Source organism: Streptomyces sp. NPDC006711 (genome assembly GCF_042869775.1).
Classification (GTDB): domain Bacteria; phylum Actinomycetota; class Actinomycetes; order Streptomycetales; family Streptomycetaceae; genus Streptomyces.
The window spans coordinates 214,104-227,217 of sequence record NZ_JBIAGO010000009.1 but is presented as its reverse complement, the minus strand read 5'-3'; the positions used below and the strand labels follow the sequence as shown (position 1 = coordinate 227,217).

Genomic DNA, 13,114 nt, shown 5'->3' with positions numbered 1-13,114 from the left:
CTTTCTTCGTTACGCGGACACGCGGGCATGCGGGCGGAGGGGGACGCCCATGAGCGGTGTCGCAAGCGGAGGGGGATGCCCCGCTCATCGGCGGGGCGGTGCAGAGTACCGCCCGTGTCCCGCGACGCACACCACCAGGGCGACGGCCGCCGCGCAGACCGGGACCAAGTAGCCCATCACGGCGCCCGCTTGACCGATGACCTGGCCACCGGCCGCCGAGCCGAGCGCGATGCCGCCGAGGATCGCGGTGACGGCGAGCGTCATGCCCTCGTTCAGCCGGCCGCGCGGGGTGCGCCGCTGTATCAGCGTCATGCCGGTGACCATGGTGGGCGCGGTGGCGGCGCCCGCGCACAGCAGCGCCGCCGCGAGCACGGGCAGCGAGCCGCCCGCCCGCGCCGCCAGCAGCGGCAGGCACATCAGGGCGCTCATGGCCGCGACACAGACCACTAGGGTCTGTCCGGCGGATCTGGTCGGCTCCCGCACAGCTCGGCCTCGCGTCCCAGACAAGATCCGCCGGACAGGCCCTAGCCGCCCGGCCGCGCGGCGCGCCGGGGGCAGGGCGCCGTAGGCGAGACCGGCGGCGCAGGACCCGGCCGCCTGGAGCGCGAGCACCGCACCGGCGGCGGCGCGGTGGCCGAGCGCGTCGGCGTACGCGATGGTCGTGATCTCCAGGGCGCCGAACACCGCGCCGGTGGCCAGGAAGACGGCGAGCAGCGGGACGAACCCCCGGGCGCGGAGGGGGGACTTGGAGGCCTTCGTACGGGGTGCGGCGGGCGGCTCGGTGGCGCGCTGGGCGGCGAAGATCAGCACGCCCGTCATCAGGAGCACCGCCCCGACGAGGGTGCCGGCCTCGGGGAACAGGGCCGAGCACAGAAAGGCGGCGGCGACCGGGCCGACCATGAAACAGAGCTCGTCGGCGGCCTGTTCGAAGGAATTGGCGGTGTGCAGGGCGGCCGCGTCCGCCGGCGACGGGCCGCCGAACAGATGGGCCCAGCGGGCGCGGGACATCCCGCCGGTGTTGGGGGTGGTGGCGGTCGCGGCGTACGCGGCGAACAGGGTCCAGTCGGGGGCGCGCAGGCGCACGCACAGCAGCAGCGCGAGCGAACCGGCGACCGCGATCGCCGTGGCGGGTACGGCGACCCGGGCCTGTCCGTGCCGGTCGACGAGCCGGGCCGTCCAGGGGGCCACCAGAGCGGTGGCGGCGAGACCGGTCGCGGTGACCGCACCCGCCAGGGCGTAAGAACCGCGCGACCCCGAGATCATGAGGACGGCGCTCACGCTGAACATGCCCATGGGAAGCCGGGCGAGCAGATTGCCCAACGTGAAGGGGAGGGCGCCCGGGGTGCGCAGGAGGCGGAGGTAAGGGTTCGACGGGTGGGCGTGCGGGGGCGTGGGCGGCATGGCCCGATCCTTTCCGTCGCCGCGCACAGCCGTCCAACACCTGCTCGGCGCCCATTCACGCACTCTTGTTGTCAACGCGCTGCCTGCGGTTGACTGCCCGCGTGCCCCGTGACGCCGACCCCCGCCTGCTGCGCTCCTTCGTCGCCGTCGCCGAGGAGCTGCACTTCACCCGTGCCGCCGCCCGGCTCTTCGTCGCCCAGCAGGCCCTGAGCCGTGATGTCCGGCGTCTGGAGCGGGAGTTGGGGGCCGAACTGCTCGTGCGTACCACCCGCGCGGTGGCGCTCACGGCGGACGGCGCGCGCCTGCTGCCGTACGCCCGCCGGGTGCTCGCCGCGCACGACGAGCTGAGCGCGGCCTGGGCCGGCGGCGGGGAGGAGCGGCCGCTCGTCGTCGACATCTCGGCGCCGGTCGGCACCGGCGCGCGGGTGCTGGCGGCGGCCCGGGCCGAGGCGCCGGGCGTCGAGTTCGTGGCCCGGTACATCAGCGGCCTCACCGGGGCGGCCGCCGAGATCCTGGCCGGGCGCGTCGACGTCTCCTTCGGCCGGGTGGCCGGGCTCGGGCCCGAGGTCCTGGCCGGGCTCGACCACCAGCCGGTGCGCTTCGAGCGGATGGCGGTGCTGCTCGACGCGGGGCACCGGCTCGCGGGTCCGGCCGAGGTGCCGGTGGACGCGCTGGCCGGCGAGACGCTGTACGTGGCGGCGGGCAACCCGGCCACCCTGGAGTGGACCGATCTGGCCCGGCGGCTCTTCGCGGGGCGCGGCATCGAGGCGGCCGCGCCGTTCCCGGAGATCGCGGGCGAGGAGGAGTTCGTACGGGTGGTGCGCAAGCGGGGCTGGTCGGTGCTGGCCAGTACCGACTTCATGGAGGTGCCCGGGATGGTCGTGCGCCCGCTGACCGCGCCCGTGCCGCTCTCGCCGGTGTCGATGGTGTGGCGCGCGGGGTTCTCGCACCCGGGTCTTGGCGCCCTGCGCCGGGTGGCCGACGCGGCGGCGGCACGGCACGGATGGCTGACGCGGCCCCCGCGAAGCTGGCTGCCCGAGCCCGACATGTCCTTGATGGAGTCGTATGCCCCAGGTGTGGGCGGCCTAAGGCGAACATCACGCGATACGTGAATACATGTCCACAGCAGCGTGCGCTACATTCAACGCCCGGGTGCGGCGGGATAGTGGGGGCGCGAGGAACGGGTGGGGTTTTCCCCGTTCCGGAGGTGGTGCCCGGGAGTCGTGCGCGCAACCCGCGAACACATTCAGGGAGTGCGTACGAACATGGACAGTCGGATAGCCAGCGGGCCGGGCGGACAGCCCCCGGCCGGACGCGCCGCCAAGGAACACCCGCAGCACGACGCGACGATGCAACTCAGTGTCCTGGCGGAGCCGTTGAGCGCCCCCGGGTCCACGGAGCGGCCCTCGGTGCCCGCCCCCCGTCCCCGCCAGGCCCAGGCCACCGCCACGGCCCCCACGGCCCCCACGGCTCAGTTCACCGCCCGGGTGCCCCAGCCGGCCCCAGCGGCCCGGATCTCCGCCCCGCAGCCCACCGACGGGGCCGCCCCCCGGCCCGCCGACGCGGCCGCCGCCCCGCAGCCCACCCCGGCCCGTTCGACCAAGCCCGCCCCCGCCGACCGCCTGACCAAATCCGACCCCGCCGACCGCTTGGCCAAGCCCGCCCCCGCCGACCGCGTGACCAAATCCGCCCCCGCCGACCGCTTGGCCAAGCCCGCCCCCGCCGACCGCGTGACCAAATCCGCCCCCGCCGACCGCCTGACCAAGCCCGGCCCCGCCGACCGTGCGCCCGCGCGGCCCGAGATCGAGGACCGGACGACCAAGCTGCGGCCCCTCGACCGGGTCGTCGCGGCGGGTGCGTCCGCGCGGGCGGGCGCGGTCGGCGCGGCGCGGGAGGACGGCCGGGCTGGTGGGGCGGACCGGGTGGCTGAGGGCGGGGTGCAGAGCGAGGGCGTGGAGCGGTCGGCCACGCAGAAGATCCCCATCTTCCGGCCGCTCGCCGCCATACCGAGCCAGCGCGGCCACGACCGGCCCGTGTTCGTCGACTCCAGCGGGCGCCGAGGCAAGAAGGTGCGCTGGCTCGGCTGGGTCTTCGGCCTCGCCGCGACCGGCTTCGCCGCCGCGCTCGTCGGCTCGCTGCTCGGCGGCAGCGCCACCGCCCCGAGCCTGACGATCCCCGACGGCGGCGGCAAGGCCGACGCCGTGACGGCGCCCCCGCAGGCGGCCACCTCGCAGGCCCCGGAGCCCAAGTCGTCCCCGAAGAAGATCACGGCGCCCACGCACACCGTCCCCAAGGCGCCCTCACCCAAGGCCTCCAAGCCCGCCGGCAAGCTCCCGCACGGCGCGACCCCGGTCACGGGGCGCGGCCCGGTGAACACCAAGGCGTCCCCGCCCGCGGGCACCGCCTCCAAGCCGGCCGGCCACGCGGTCTCGCCCTCCGGCGGCAAGACCGGCGCCTGAGCCGAGAGGCCGCCCGCGGGGGCCGCCCCGCGCGGCCCGCCCGAACTCCCGCACCCCGCCGGCTCCCCGGCGCCCGGCACCCCCCCTCCGGTCCCGTCCGCAGTGGTCCGAGACGGCGCCGGCAACCCTCAGCACCAACCCCGTACGGCCACGTCGGCGTACCGGCCCGAAGGCGTAACGACACCTGCCATGAGAACCACCAAGGCCAAGCCGCGGCCCATGCGGCGCAAGCGGCTGCCCATGCGCTATCTGCTGCCGCTGCTGCTGCTCGTCGCGCTCGTCGCGATGCTGATGCTGCGCGGCTATGTGCACAGCGAGATCTCCGCGGACCACCGCGTGCGCGACCCCGCGCCCACCGACAGGGTCCCGGACAAGATCATCGACGGTGGCCCGGTCATCGACGCGCGCACCCCCGGCAAGCCGGTCAGCCTCCAGATCCCGGATCACAAGATCGTCATCACCTTCGACGACGGCCCGGACCCGACCTGGACCCCCAAGGTCCTCGACGAGCTGAAGAAGTACCACGCGCACGCCGTCTTCTTCGTGACCGGCACCAACGCCTCGCGCTACCCGGACCTCATCAAGCGCATGGTCGCCGAGGGCCACGAGGTGGGTCTGCACACCTTCAACCACCCCGATCTGTCCTACCAGTCCAAGTCGCGCATCGACCGCGAGCTCTCCGAGAACCAGCTGGCGCTCGCGGGCGCGGCCGGCGTGCACAGCTCGCTGTTCCGGCCGCCGTACTCCTCCTTCGCCGACGCCATGGACAACGACACCTGGCCGGTCGTCCAGTACGTCGGCAGCAAGGGCTACGTCGTGGCCCTCGACTCCACCGACAGCGAGGACTGGAAGCGGCCCGGCGTCAAGAAGATCATTCACAACGCCACCCCGGAGGACGACAAGGGCGCCATCGTCCTGATGCACGACTTCGGCGGCGACCGCTCGCAGACCGTGGCCGCGCTCGACAAGTTCCTGCCGGACATGCAGGAATCGGGCTACACCTTCGTCAACCTCACCACCGCGCTCGGCGCGCCCAGCGCCCTGACCCCGGTCAGCGGCATGGACCTGTGGAAGGGCGAGGCGTTCGTCGGCGCCGTCCAGGTGGCCGAGCACACCACCGACTTCCTGGTCGTCGGCCTCGCCGTCGTCGGCGTGCTCGTCTTCGCCCGCTTCGGCCTGATGCTGGTGCTGTCCTTCGCGCACGCCCGCAAGGTGCGCGGCAAGGGCTTCCAATGGGGAGCGCCGGTCACCGAACCGGTCTCGGTGCTCGTGCCCGCGTACAACGAGCGTGAATGCATCGCCAATACCGTTCGTTCGCTCATGGCGAGCGATCATCCGATCGAAGTGATCGTGATCGATGACGGTTCGAGCGACGGCACCGCCGACATCGTCGAAGCGCTCGGCTACCCCAATGTGCGCGTGGTGCGCCAGGAGAACGCGGGCAAGCCCGCCGCCCTCAACAACGGCATCGCGCACGCCCGTTACGAACTCGTCGTCATGATGGACGGCGACACCGTCTTCGAGCCGTCCACCGTGCGCGAACTGGTGCAGCCCTTCGGCAACACACGCGTGGGAGCCGTCGCGGGCAACGCCAAGGTCGGCAACCGCGACTCGCTCATCGGCGCCTGGCAGCACATCGAGTACGTGATGGGCTTCAACCTCGACCGCCGCATGTACGACCTGATGGGCATCATGCCCACCATCCCCGGAGCGGTCGGCGCCTTCCGCCGCCAGGCCCTGGAACGCGTCGGCGGCATGAGCGAGGACACCCTCGCCGAGGACACCGACATCACCATGGCCATCCACCGCGACGGCTGGCGCGTGGTCTACTCCGAGAACGCCCGCGCCTGGACCGAGGCCCCCGAGTCCGTCCAGCAGCTCTGGTCGCAGCGCTACCGCTGGTCCTACGGCACCATGCAGGCGATCTGGAAGCACCGAGGCGCCGTCAAGGACCGGGGCGCCTCCGGCCGCTTCGGCCGCGTCGGCCTGCCCCTTGTCGCCCTGTTCATGGTCGTGGCCCCGCTGCTCGCGCCGCTCATCGACATCTTCCTGCTGTACGGGATCGTCTTCGGCAAGACCGAGCAGACCATCGTGGCCTGGCTCGTCGTGCTCGCGATCCAGGGGGTGTGCGCGGCGTACGCCTTCCGGCTCGACAAGGAACGCCTGACCCACCTCCTGTCGCTGCCCCTCCAGCAGGTCCTGTACCGGCAGTTGATGTACGTCGTGCTGCTCCAGTCCTGGATCACCGCGGTGACCGGCGGCCGCCTTCGCTGGCAGAAGCTGCGCCGCACCGGCGTGGTCGAGGCGCCCGGCAACCCGGCCGAGCGGAAGGCCGCGCGATGAGTGCGTACGTGGAGGTGCCCCAGGCGGTGGCGACGGCGCCCGCCCCGGCACCCCCGGCGCCCGCGCGCGACCGGTACTTCGACTTCCTGCGCGCCCTGGCCCTGTTCCGGGTGGTGCTCTACCACCTGATGGGCTGGGCCTGGCTGCCGCTCGCCTTTCCCTCCATGGGCGTGATGTTCGCGCTCGCCGGCAACCTGATGTCCCGCTCCCTGAAGCGGCCCGCCCTCCAGGTCGTCCGCGGCCGGATGCGCCGCCTGCTGCCCCCGATGTGGCTGCTCGGCGCGGTCGGGATCACCGGCATGCTCGCGCAGGGCTGGGGACCCGACGCCGAGGGGCACCCCGCCTGGTGGTGGGGGCACCTGCTGTTCTGGGTGGTCCCGCTGAGCGATCCGCCGTACGCGGCCGGCCTGCCCGGCATCCACCACGTCCTCGGCGACAACTGGGGCGCCAACCTCGCCGAACCGCTCTGGTACCTGCGGGCGTACCTCTGGTTCGTGCTGCTCTCGCCGCTCTTCCGGGCGATGCTGCGCCGCGCCGCCTGGCCCACCGTCCTCGCCCCGGTCGCGCTCTGCGCGCTCCTGGAATTCGTCGACCTCGGCCTTCCCGGGCGCGTCGACTCCGCGCTCACCGACTTCGCCACGTTCGGCGCCTGCTGGATCCTCGGCATGGCCCACCAGGCGGGCGTGCTGCGCGAGGTGCCGGGCTATCTGGTGCCCTCGCTGGCCCCGATCGTGATGGTCCTGGGCTACGCGTGGGCGGTGCACGGCGGGTACTCCGTCACCGGCTCCACCGAACTGGACTCCATCCCGCTCGCCCAGGCCCTGTGGTCGCTCGGGTCGGTGCTCCTGCTGCTGCACATCAGCCCCTCGTGGGCCCAGTGGCCGGCCCCGCTGCGCCGCTGGGACCGCGTGATCACCCTGCTCAACTCCCGCGCCGTGACGGTCTACCTCTGGCACAACCTGTGCATCCTGGTCGCCGCCACCGTCTGGGACGACCTGTGGAGCATCAACGCGCTCGCGGGCGCGGGCAAGTTCCTCAACAGCTCATGGCCGGTCCTCGCGGTGACCTGGTTCCTGGTCGGCCTGTGCGTGCTCTGCTTCGGCTGGGTCGAGGACGTGGCCGCCAAGCGGAGACCGCGGCTTCTGCCCGTGTGACCCCGTGGGCGGCGGCGGGCTCACCGCCGCCGCCCGCACCGCGTGAAGACACGGTTGCACCCCGGTCACCGGGCGCCACGCGGGCGAAACCCGGCCTCCCTACGGTCGCTCCCACCAGTGGTGGACCGACCGTGGAGGCACGATGACCGGCCGATGGATCGAACGGTGGGAGCCGGAGGACGACACCTTCTGGCGCCACACGGGCGCACGCGTCGCCCGGCGCAACCTGTACCTGTCCGTGTTCTGCGAACACATCGGGTTCTCCGTCTGGAGCCTGTGGTCGGTCCTTGTGCTCTTCATGGGCCCCGCCTACGGAGTGGACCCGGCGGGCAAGTTCGTCCTCATCTCGCTCGCCACCCTCCTCGGCGCCCTCGCCCGCATCCCCTACACCTTCGCCGTCGCCCGCTTCGGCGGCCGCGACTGGAGCGTCTTCAGCACGCTGCTGCTCCTGGTCCCGGCCGGCGCCGCGTGGTTCGCGATGCGCCCCGGCACCTCGTACACCACCTTCCTGCTCGTCGCCGCGCTCGCCGGGGTCGGCGGCGGCACCTTCGCCTCCTCGATGACCAACATCAACGCCTTCTTCCCGCTCCGCGAGAAGGGCTGGGCGCTCGGCCTCAACGCGGGCGGCGGCAACATCGGCGTACCCGTCGTCCAGCTCGTCGGGCTGCTGGTCATCGCGACGGCGGGGGCCGGCCACCCCCGGGTCCTGCTCGCCGTCTACCTGCCGCTCATCGTGCTCGCCGGGCTCGCCGCCGCGCTCGGGATGGACAACCTGGCGCCGGTGCGCAATGACACCGGAGCCGTCAAGGAAGCGCTGCGCGACGCCCACACGTGGATCATGGCGTTCCTCTACCTCGGCTCGTTCGGCTCGTTCATCGGCTACAGCTTCGCCTTCGGCCTGGTACTCCAGACCCAGTTCGGACGCACCCCGCTGCAAGCGGCCTCGCTGACCTTCGTCGGGCCGCTGCTGGGCTCCCTGATCCGGCCCGTCGGCGGCCGGCTCGCCGACCGCTACGGCGGCGCCCGCATCACCCTGGGCAACTTCGCCGCGATGGCCGTCGCGACCTGCGTCGTCCTGTACGCCTCGCTCCACACCTCGCTGCCGGTCTTCCTGACCGGGTTCATCGCCCTGTTCGCGCTCAGCGGGCTCGGCAACGGCTCCACGTACAAGATGATCCCCGCCCTCTTCCAGGCCAAGGCGCTCGCCCAGGGGCTGACCGGAGCGGCGGCGGCGGACCGGGGACGGCGGCTCTCGGGGGCGGCCATGGGTCTGGTCGGCGCGGTCGGCGCGCTCGGCGGGCTCGCCGTCAACCTGGCCTTCCGCCAGTCCTTCCAGACCTCGGGCACCGGCACCGCCGCCTTCGTGGCCTTCCTGGTCTGCTACGCGGCGTGCTCGGCGGTCACCTGGGCGGTATACGTCCGCAGGCCCGCGCCGGCGCCGGTACGCGCGGAGGCGGCGCCCGTGGGCGGCGAAGTGTGATCCTGGTCGGCGGGGCGGTACGTAACAGCGGGGAAACCGGGGTGAACCGCGCACGTCACGCCCCGTTGGCAGGCTCGGCCGTCACCGCACACCTGGAGAGTCATGACCGCAGCACCACAAGCGGCCGCACCCCACGGGCCGCTCGCCGGGTTCACCGTCGGGGTCACCGCCGCCCGTCGCGCCGACGAGCTCGCTGCGCTGCTCACCCGGCGCGGCGCCACCGTGCTGCACGCGCCCGCGCTGCGGATCGTGCCGCTCGCCGACGACAGTGAACTCCTGGCCACCACACGGCAGTTGATCGCCGCTCCGCCCGACACGGTGGTGGCCACCACCGCCATCGGCTTCCGGGGCTGGATCGAGGCCGCCGACGGCTGGGGAGTGGGCGGCGCCCTGCTCGACACCCTCAAGGGCGTCGAACTCCTCGCGCGCGGGCCCAAGGTGAAGGGCGCGGTGCGGGCGGCCGGGCTCACCGAACGCTGGTCGCCGGCCTCGGAGTCGATGGCCGAGGTCCTTGACCGGCTGCTCGCCGAGGGCGTCGCGGGCCGGCGCGTCGCGGTCCAGCTGCACGGCGAACCGCTGCCGGGCTTCGTGGAGGCGCTGCGCGAGGGCGGCGCCGAGGTCGTCGGGGTGCCGGTGTACCGGTGGCTGCCGCCGCAGGACATGGCGCCGCTCGACCGGCTCCTGGACGCGGCCCTCGCGCGCGGCCTTGACGCGCTCACCTTCACCAGCGCGCCCGCCGCGACCTCCCTCCTGAACCGGGCCGAGGAGCGCGGCCTGCTGCCCGGGCTCCTCGCCGCGCTCCGCGACGACGTACTCGTGGCCTGCGTGGGCCCGGTCACCGCGCTGCCGCTCCAGGCCAGGGGCGTGACCACCTACACCCCCGAGCGCTTCCGACTCGGCCCCCTCGTCCAGCTCCTGTGCGCCGAACTCCCCGCCCGGGAAGGGGTGTTGCCGCTGGCCGGGCACGCCGTGGAGATCCGGGGTCACGCCGTCGTGGTGGACGGCGAACCGCGCCCGGTCCCCCCGGCGGGCATGGCCCTCCTGCGCACCCTGGCCCGCCGCCCCGGCTGGGTGGTCCCCCGCGCCGACCTGCTGCGCGCCCTGCCCGGCTCGGGCACCGACGAACACGCCGTGGAAACGGCGATGACCCGCCTGCGCACGGCACTTGGCGCTCCGCGCGTCATCCAGACCGTGGTCAAGCGCGGCTATCGGCTGGCGCTTGATCCGGGGGTGGATGCGAAGTACGGGGGCGGGTGAGGGACGCGCCGCTCAGGAGGCGCCCTTCTCGACGGCGTGCGGCCGCCCGAAGCTCTCCTCGTCCCGGTCCCGCGTCGCCCGAAGGTGCTTGGGGCGGTCCGGGGCGCGGCGTCGTCGCTCGGCGTACTCGCGCAGGGCGAAGTTGACCGTCTCCTCCTTGGCGCGGGCGCCGGACAGCCGCATCGCCTCGGCAAGCACCTCGTCGTCGATGTCGATCCACGCGGCGGACCTGGCGCCGCATCCAAGAGTTGGCCTCGCACAAGGATGGCCCATGGGCAGGCACATCGGCCCGCATCGCTACCGTACGTCCATGACGACGCTGCGCCCCGCCGAGCTCTCCGACGCCCCTGCCATAGCCGCTGCCCTGGTGCGCAACCGCGAGCACATGCGGCCCTGGGAGCCTCATCGCGACGAGTCCTTCTATACCGCCGCCGGGCAGGAGGAGCGGATGTCCGAGCCGGGGGCGCGGCGGTGGCTGCGGGTGGACGGGGAACGGGTGGTCGGACAGTTCACGCTGTCCTCGATCGTGCTCGGGCCGCTGTGCAGTGCGAACCTCGGGTACTGGGTCGACGCCGGGTACAACGGCCGGGGCATCGCCACGAGCAGCGCCGTGGAGGTCTGCCGCATCGCCCGCGACGAGCTGGGTCTGCACCGGGTGGAGGCGGGCACCGTGCTGGACAACCATGCCTCCCAACGGGTGCTCGCCAAGGCCGGGTTCGAGGAATATGGCGTCGCGCCGCGGTACCTGCACATCGACGGCGCGTGGCGCGACCACCGGCTCTTCCAGCGCATCCTGCACGACGGGCCGCCCGCAGGACTGGCGGGGCGGTAGGAGGTCTTCCGGGGGCGGCTCCGGGCGGGCACTCTGGAGGGGGCACTCACCGGTAACCCCCCACGAGGCGGTGACAGGCGCATGGTGCGGTTCGAGTCCGGGCGGATCTGTCTGGATCTGGTGGCGACCGGGGCGTACGAGCGTGAACAGCTCGGTGGCGCCGAGCAGTTGGGGCGCTGGCTGATCGGGTACGGGCTGCTCCCGCCGGGCTCGCCGCTCGCGGGCGTCGACCCCGACTGGACGCCGCGCTTCCTGGAACTGCGCGCGTGCGTGGGCCAGTTGACGCGCGCGGAGCTCGGCGCTCCGGCCGAGGGCGCGGCCGTCGCGCTCGACCGTCTGAACGCCCTCGCCGCCGCGCCGCCCCCGCCCGTGCGGGCCACCCGGGGCGCGCACGGCGGCCTCGTACGGACCCTGGAGCGCGCGCCCGAGTGCGGCGCGCTGCTCGCCTTCGTGGCCCGGGACGCCATCGACCTGCTCACCGACCCCGGCGCCCTTGCCCTGCTGCGCCAGTGCGAGGGCGACACCTGCCGGCTGCTCTACCTCGACACCTCGCGCGGGCGCAGACGCCGCTGGTGTTCGAGCGAGGCGTGCGGCAACCGCGAACGGGTGGCCCGCCACCGCAGGCGCGTCGCCGCGCTCTGAGGGGGCGCCGAACGGCCGCCGCGCCGGGAAAGTCGCCGCCGCTTTGAATGGTTGCGGTCAACCGTCCGTATGGAGGGACGTACCGGCTCGCAGCCGCGCGCCGGATGGTCTCGACCTGGAGGTGCCGGTTGCGCAAGGATGCCGCCGTGGCCGATGACCGTCCGCGCGGCGCCCGACACCGCTCCGTGCCCGACGAGGAGCTGATGCGGGCGCTGTACCGCGAGCACGCGGGGCCGCTGCTCGGGTACGTCATGCGGCTCGTGGCAGGCGACCGCCAGCGGGCCGAGGACGTCGTGCAGGAGACGCTCATCCGTGCCTGGAAGAACGCCGGTCAGCTCAACCGGGCCACCGGTTCGGTCCGCCCCTGGCTGGTGACGGTCGCGCGTCGCATCGTCATCGACGGCCACCGCAGCCGGCAGGCCCGGCCGCAGGAGGTCGATCCGTCGCCGCTGGAGGTCATGCCCGCGGAGGACGAGATCGACAAGGCGCTGTGGCTCATGACCCTCTCCGACGCGCTCGACGACCTGACCCCGGCCCACCGGGAGGCGCTGGTCGAGACGTACTTCAAGGGACGTACGGTCAATGAGGCTGCCCAGGCGCTCGGCGTGCCCAGCGGGACCGTGCGGTCCCGGGTGTTCTACGCCCTGCGCTCCATGAAGCTCGCACTGGAGGAGCGGGGGGTGACGGCATGACGAGCGGGGAGTACGCCGAGGGCTCGGCGCACGAGGCGGTCGGCGCGTACGCGCTCGGCATCCTCGACGACGCCGAGGCCACCGCCTTCGAGGCGCACCTCGCGGGCTGCGAGGCGTGCGCCGCCGAACTGGACGACCTGGCGGGCCTGGAGCCGGCGCTGGCCGCGCTCAAGGAGTTCCCGGGCCCCGCCGCGCAGCCGTTGCGGCCGGTGCCGCCGGGGATGACCGAGGGCCTGATCAACGAGGTCGCCGCCCAGCGCGCCCGGCGCAGGCGCCGCACCACCTATCTGGTGGCGGCCGCCGCCGCGCTGATCGTGGGCGGGCCCGCGGTCGCGGTGGTGGCGACCTCGTCGGACACGGGCACCCACCAGAGCGCCCAGGCCAACCCGGCCAACCCGGCCGCGGACGCCTTCGACCACATGACCCAGAAGGTCTCCGCGACCGACCCCACGACCGGGACCACCGCGACGGTGGGCACCGAAACCCAGGCCTGGGGCACCAACACCGTCCTGGAGCTCAAGAACGCCAAGGGCCCCGAGAAGTGCAGCCTGATCGCGATCGGCAAGAACGGCGAGCAGGAGACCGTGACGTCCTGGGCGGTGCCCGCGTGGGGCTACGGCATCAAGGACAGCCCGCACGCCTCGGCCCGCTACCCGCTGTACGTGCACGGCGGCACCGCGATGAACCGTGACCAGATCGACCACTTCGAGGTCCGCACCTTCGACGGGAAGGCGCTCGTGGACGTCCCCGCGTGACCCCGGGGCCCCGGGCGGGCGTCCCGACATGCGGGGCCGCACCGGACAGTGGCCTGACAAGGGGTCCCCCTTCGCGTACGGTTGACGGCTGCCCAATGC

Annotated in this window: 12 protein-coding genes; 10 read left to right on the top strand and 2 right to left on the bottom strand. The window is 73.5% G+C overall.

Annotated elements, in window-relative coordinates; translation table 11 throughout:
• Positions 1 to 84: 84 nt before the first annotated feature.
• Positions 85 to 1,401 carry an MFS transporter gene (locus ACFYM2_RS20285; protein WP_388837776.1) on the bottom strand — a complete coding sequence of 439 codons (1,317 nt, stop codon included), beginning with the start codon at positions 1,399 to 1,401 and terminating at the stop codon, positions 85 to 87.
• A gap of 101 nt (positions 1,402 to 1,502) precedes the next feature.
• On the opposite strand from ACFYM2_RS20285, the gene ACFYM2_RS20280 reads away from it, so the two are divergent.
• From ACFYM2_RS20280 to ACFYM2_RS20255, 6 genes are all read left to right on the top strand, one after another.
• Positions 1,503 to 2,513, top strand: a complete 1,011-nt coding sequence (locus tag ACFYM2_RS20280; RefSeq protein WP_388837773.1) for a LysR family transcriptional regulator — start codon at positions 1,503 to 1,505, stop codon at positions 2,511 to 2,513.
• A 153-nt stretch (positions 2,514 to 2,666) separates the two neighbouring features.
• Positions 2,667 to 3,860 carry a hypothetical protein gene (locus tag ACFYM2_RS20275; protein WP_388837770.1) on the top strand — a complete coding sequence of 398 codons (1,194 nt, stop codon included), beginning with the start codon at positions 2,667 to 2,669 and terminating at the stop codon, positions 3,858 to 3,860.
• A gap of 240 nt (positions 3,861 to 4,100) precedes the next feature.
• Positions 4,101 to 6,203 carry a bifunctional polysaccharide deacetylase/glycosyltransferase family 2 protein gene (locus ACFYM2_RS20270; protein ID WP_350234598.1) on the top strand — a complete coding sequence of 701 codons (2,103 nt, stop codon included), beginning with the start codon at positions 4,101 to 4,103 and terminating at the stop codon, positions 6,201 to 6,203.
• On the top strand, positions 6,200 to 7,357 hold the full coding sequence (locus tag ACFYM2_RS20265; protein WP_388837767.1) for an acyltransferase: 1,158 nt from the start codon (positions 6,200 to 6,202) through the stop codon (positions 7,355 to 7,357). The genes ACFYM2_RS20270 and ACFYM2_RS20265 overlap by 4 nt, the downstream gene beginning before the upstream one ends.
• A gap of 142 nt (positions 7,358 to 7,499) precedes the next feature.
• On the top strand, positions 7,500 to 8,837 hold the full coding sequence (locus ACFYM2_RS20260; RefSeq protein WP_388837764.1) for a nitrate/nitrite transporter: 1,338 nt from the start codon (positions 7,500 to 7,502) through the stop codon (positions 8,835 to 8,837).
• A 102-nt stretch (positions 8,838 to 8,939) separates the two neighbouring features.
• Entirely contained in the window at positions 8,940 to 10,094 is a 1,155-nt protein-coding gene (locus tag ACFYM2_RS20255) for a uroporphyrinogen-III synthase (protein WP_388837761.1), read from the top strand.
• Positions 10,095 to 10,106: 12 nt separating this feature from the next.
• On the opposite strand, the gene ACFYM2_RS20250 is transcribed toward ACFYM2_RS20255, so the two are convergent.
• Positions 10,107 to 10,367 carry a type II toxin-antitoxin system VapB family antitoxin gene (locus ACFYM2_RS20250; RefSeq protein ID WP_388837757.1) on the bottom strand — a complete coding sequence of 87 codons (261 nt, stop codon included), beginning with the start codon at positions 10,365 to 10,367 and terminating at the stop codon, positions 10,107 to 10,109.
• Between ACFYM2_RS20250 and ACFYM2_RS20245 the strand changes: the two genes are divergently transcribed.
• The 4 genes from ACFYM2_RS20245 to ACFYM2_RS20230 all read left to right on the top strand — a co-directional run bounded on the left by ACFYM2_RS20245 (position 10,366) and on the right by ACFYM2_RS20230 (position 13,015).
• A complete protein-coding gene (locus ACFYM2_RS20245) occupies positions 10,366 to 10,926 on the top strand; it encodes a GNAT family N-acetyltransferase (protein WP_388455634.1) in 561 nt (186 codons plus the stop codon). The two genes, ACFYM2_RS20250 and ACFYM2_RS20245, sit on opposite strands and share 2 nt — an antisense overlap.
• Before the next feature lie 81 nt (positions 10,927 to 11,007).
• Positions 11,008 to 11,568: a CGNR zinc finger domain-containing protein gene (locus tag ACFYM2_RS20240; RefSeq protein ID WP_388837754.1), complete on the top strand. Its 561-nt coding sequence runs from the start codon at positions 11,008 to 11,010 to the stop codon at positions 11,566 to 11,568.
• 104 nt (positions 11,569 to 11,672) lie between these two features.
• Positions 11,673 to 12,260 carry a sigma-70 family RNA polymerase sigma factor gene (locus ACFYM2_RS20235; protein WP_350234597.1) on the top strand — a complete coding sequence of 196 codons (588 nt, stop codon included), beginning with the start codon at positions 11,673 to 11,675 and terminating at the stop codon, positions 12,258 to 12,260.
• Complete coding sequence (locus ACFYM2_RS20230; protein ID WP_388837751.1) at positions 12,257 to 13,015, top strand: anti-sigma factor family protein; 759 nt, start codon at positions 12,257 to 12,259, stop codon at positions 13,013 to 13,015. The genes ACFYM2_RS20235 and ACFYM2_RS20230 overlap by 4 nt, the downstream gene beginning before the upstream one ends.
• Positions 13,016 to 13,114: the final 99 nt, after the last annotated feature.

Coding starts and splice junctions, on each gene's coding strand:
- ACFYM2_RS20285 (WP_388837776.1), bottom strand. CDS start 1,401: ATGCCGCCCACGCCCCCGCACGCCCACCCGTCGAACCCTTACCTCCGC.
- ACFYM2_RS20275 (WP_388837770.1), top strand. CDS start 2,667: ATGGACAGTCGGATAGCCAGCGGGCCGGGCGGACAGCCCCCGGCCGGA.
- ACFYM2_RS20270 (WP_350234598.1), top strand. CDS start 4,101: ATGCGCTATCTGCTGCCGCTGCTGCTGCTCGTCGCGCTCGTCGCGATG.
- ACFYM2_RS20265 (WP_388837767.1), top strand. CDS start 6,200: ATGAGTGCGTACGTGGAGGTGCCCCAGGCGGTGGCGACGGCGCCCGCC.
- ACFYM2_RS20260 (WP_388837764.1), top strand. CDS start 7,500: ATGACCGGCCGATGGATCGAACGGTGGGAGCCGGAGGACGACACCTTC.
- ACFYM2_RS20255 (WP_388837761.1), top strand. CDS start 8,940: ATGACCGCAGCACCACAAGCGGCCGCACCCCACGGGCCGCTCGCCGGG.
- ACFYM2_RS20245 (WP_388455634.1), top strand. CDS start 10,366: ATGGGCAGGCACATCGGCCCGCATCGCTACCGTACGTCCATGACGACG.
- ACFYM2_RS20250 (WP_388837757.1), bottom strand. CDS start 10,367: ATGGGCCATCCTTGTGCGAGGCCAACTCTTGGATGCGGCGCCAGGTCC.
- ACFYM2_RS20240 (WP_388837754.1), top strand. CDS start 11,008: ATGGTGCGGTTCGAGTCCGGGCGGATCTGTCTGGATCTGGTGGCGACC.
- ACFYM2_RS20235 (WP_350234597.1), top strand. CDS start 11,673: ATGGTCTCGACCTGGAGGTGCCGGTTGCGCAAGGATGCCGCCGTGGCC.
- ACFYM2_RS20230 (WP_388837751.1), top strand. CDS start 12,257: ATGACGAGCGGGGAGTACGCCGAGGGCTCGGCGCACGAGGCGGTCGGC.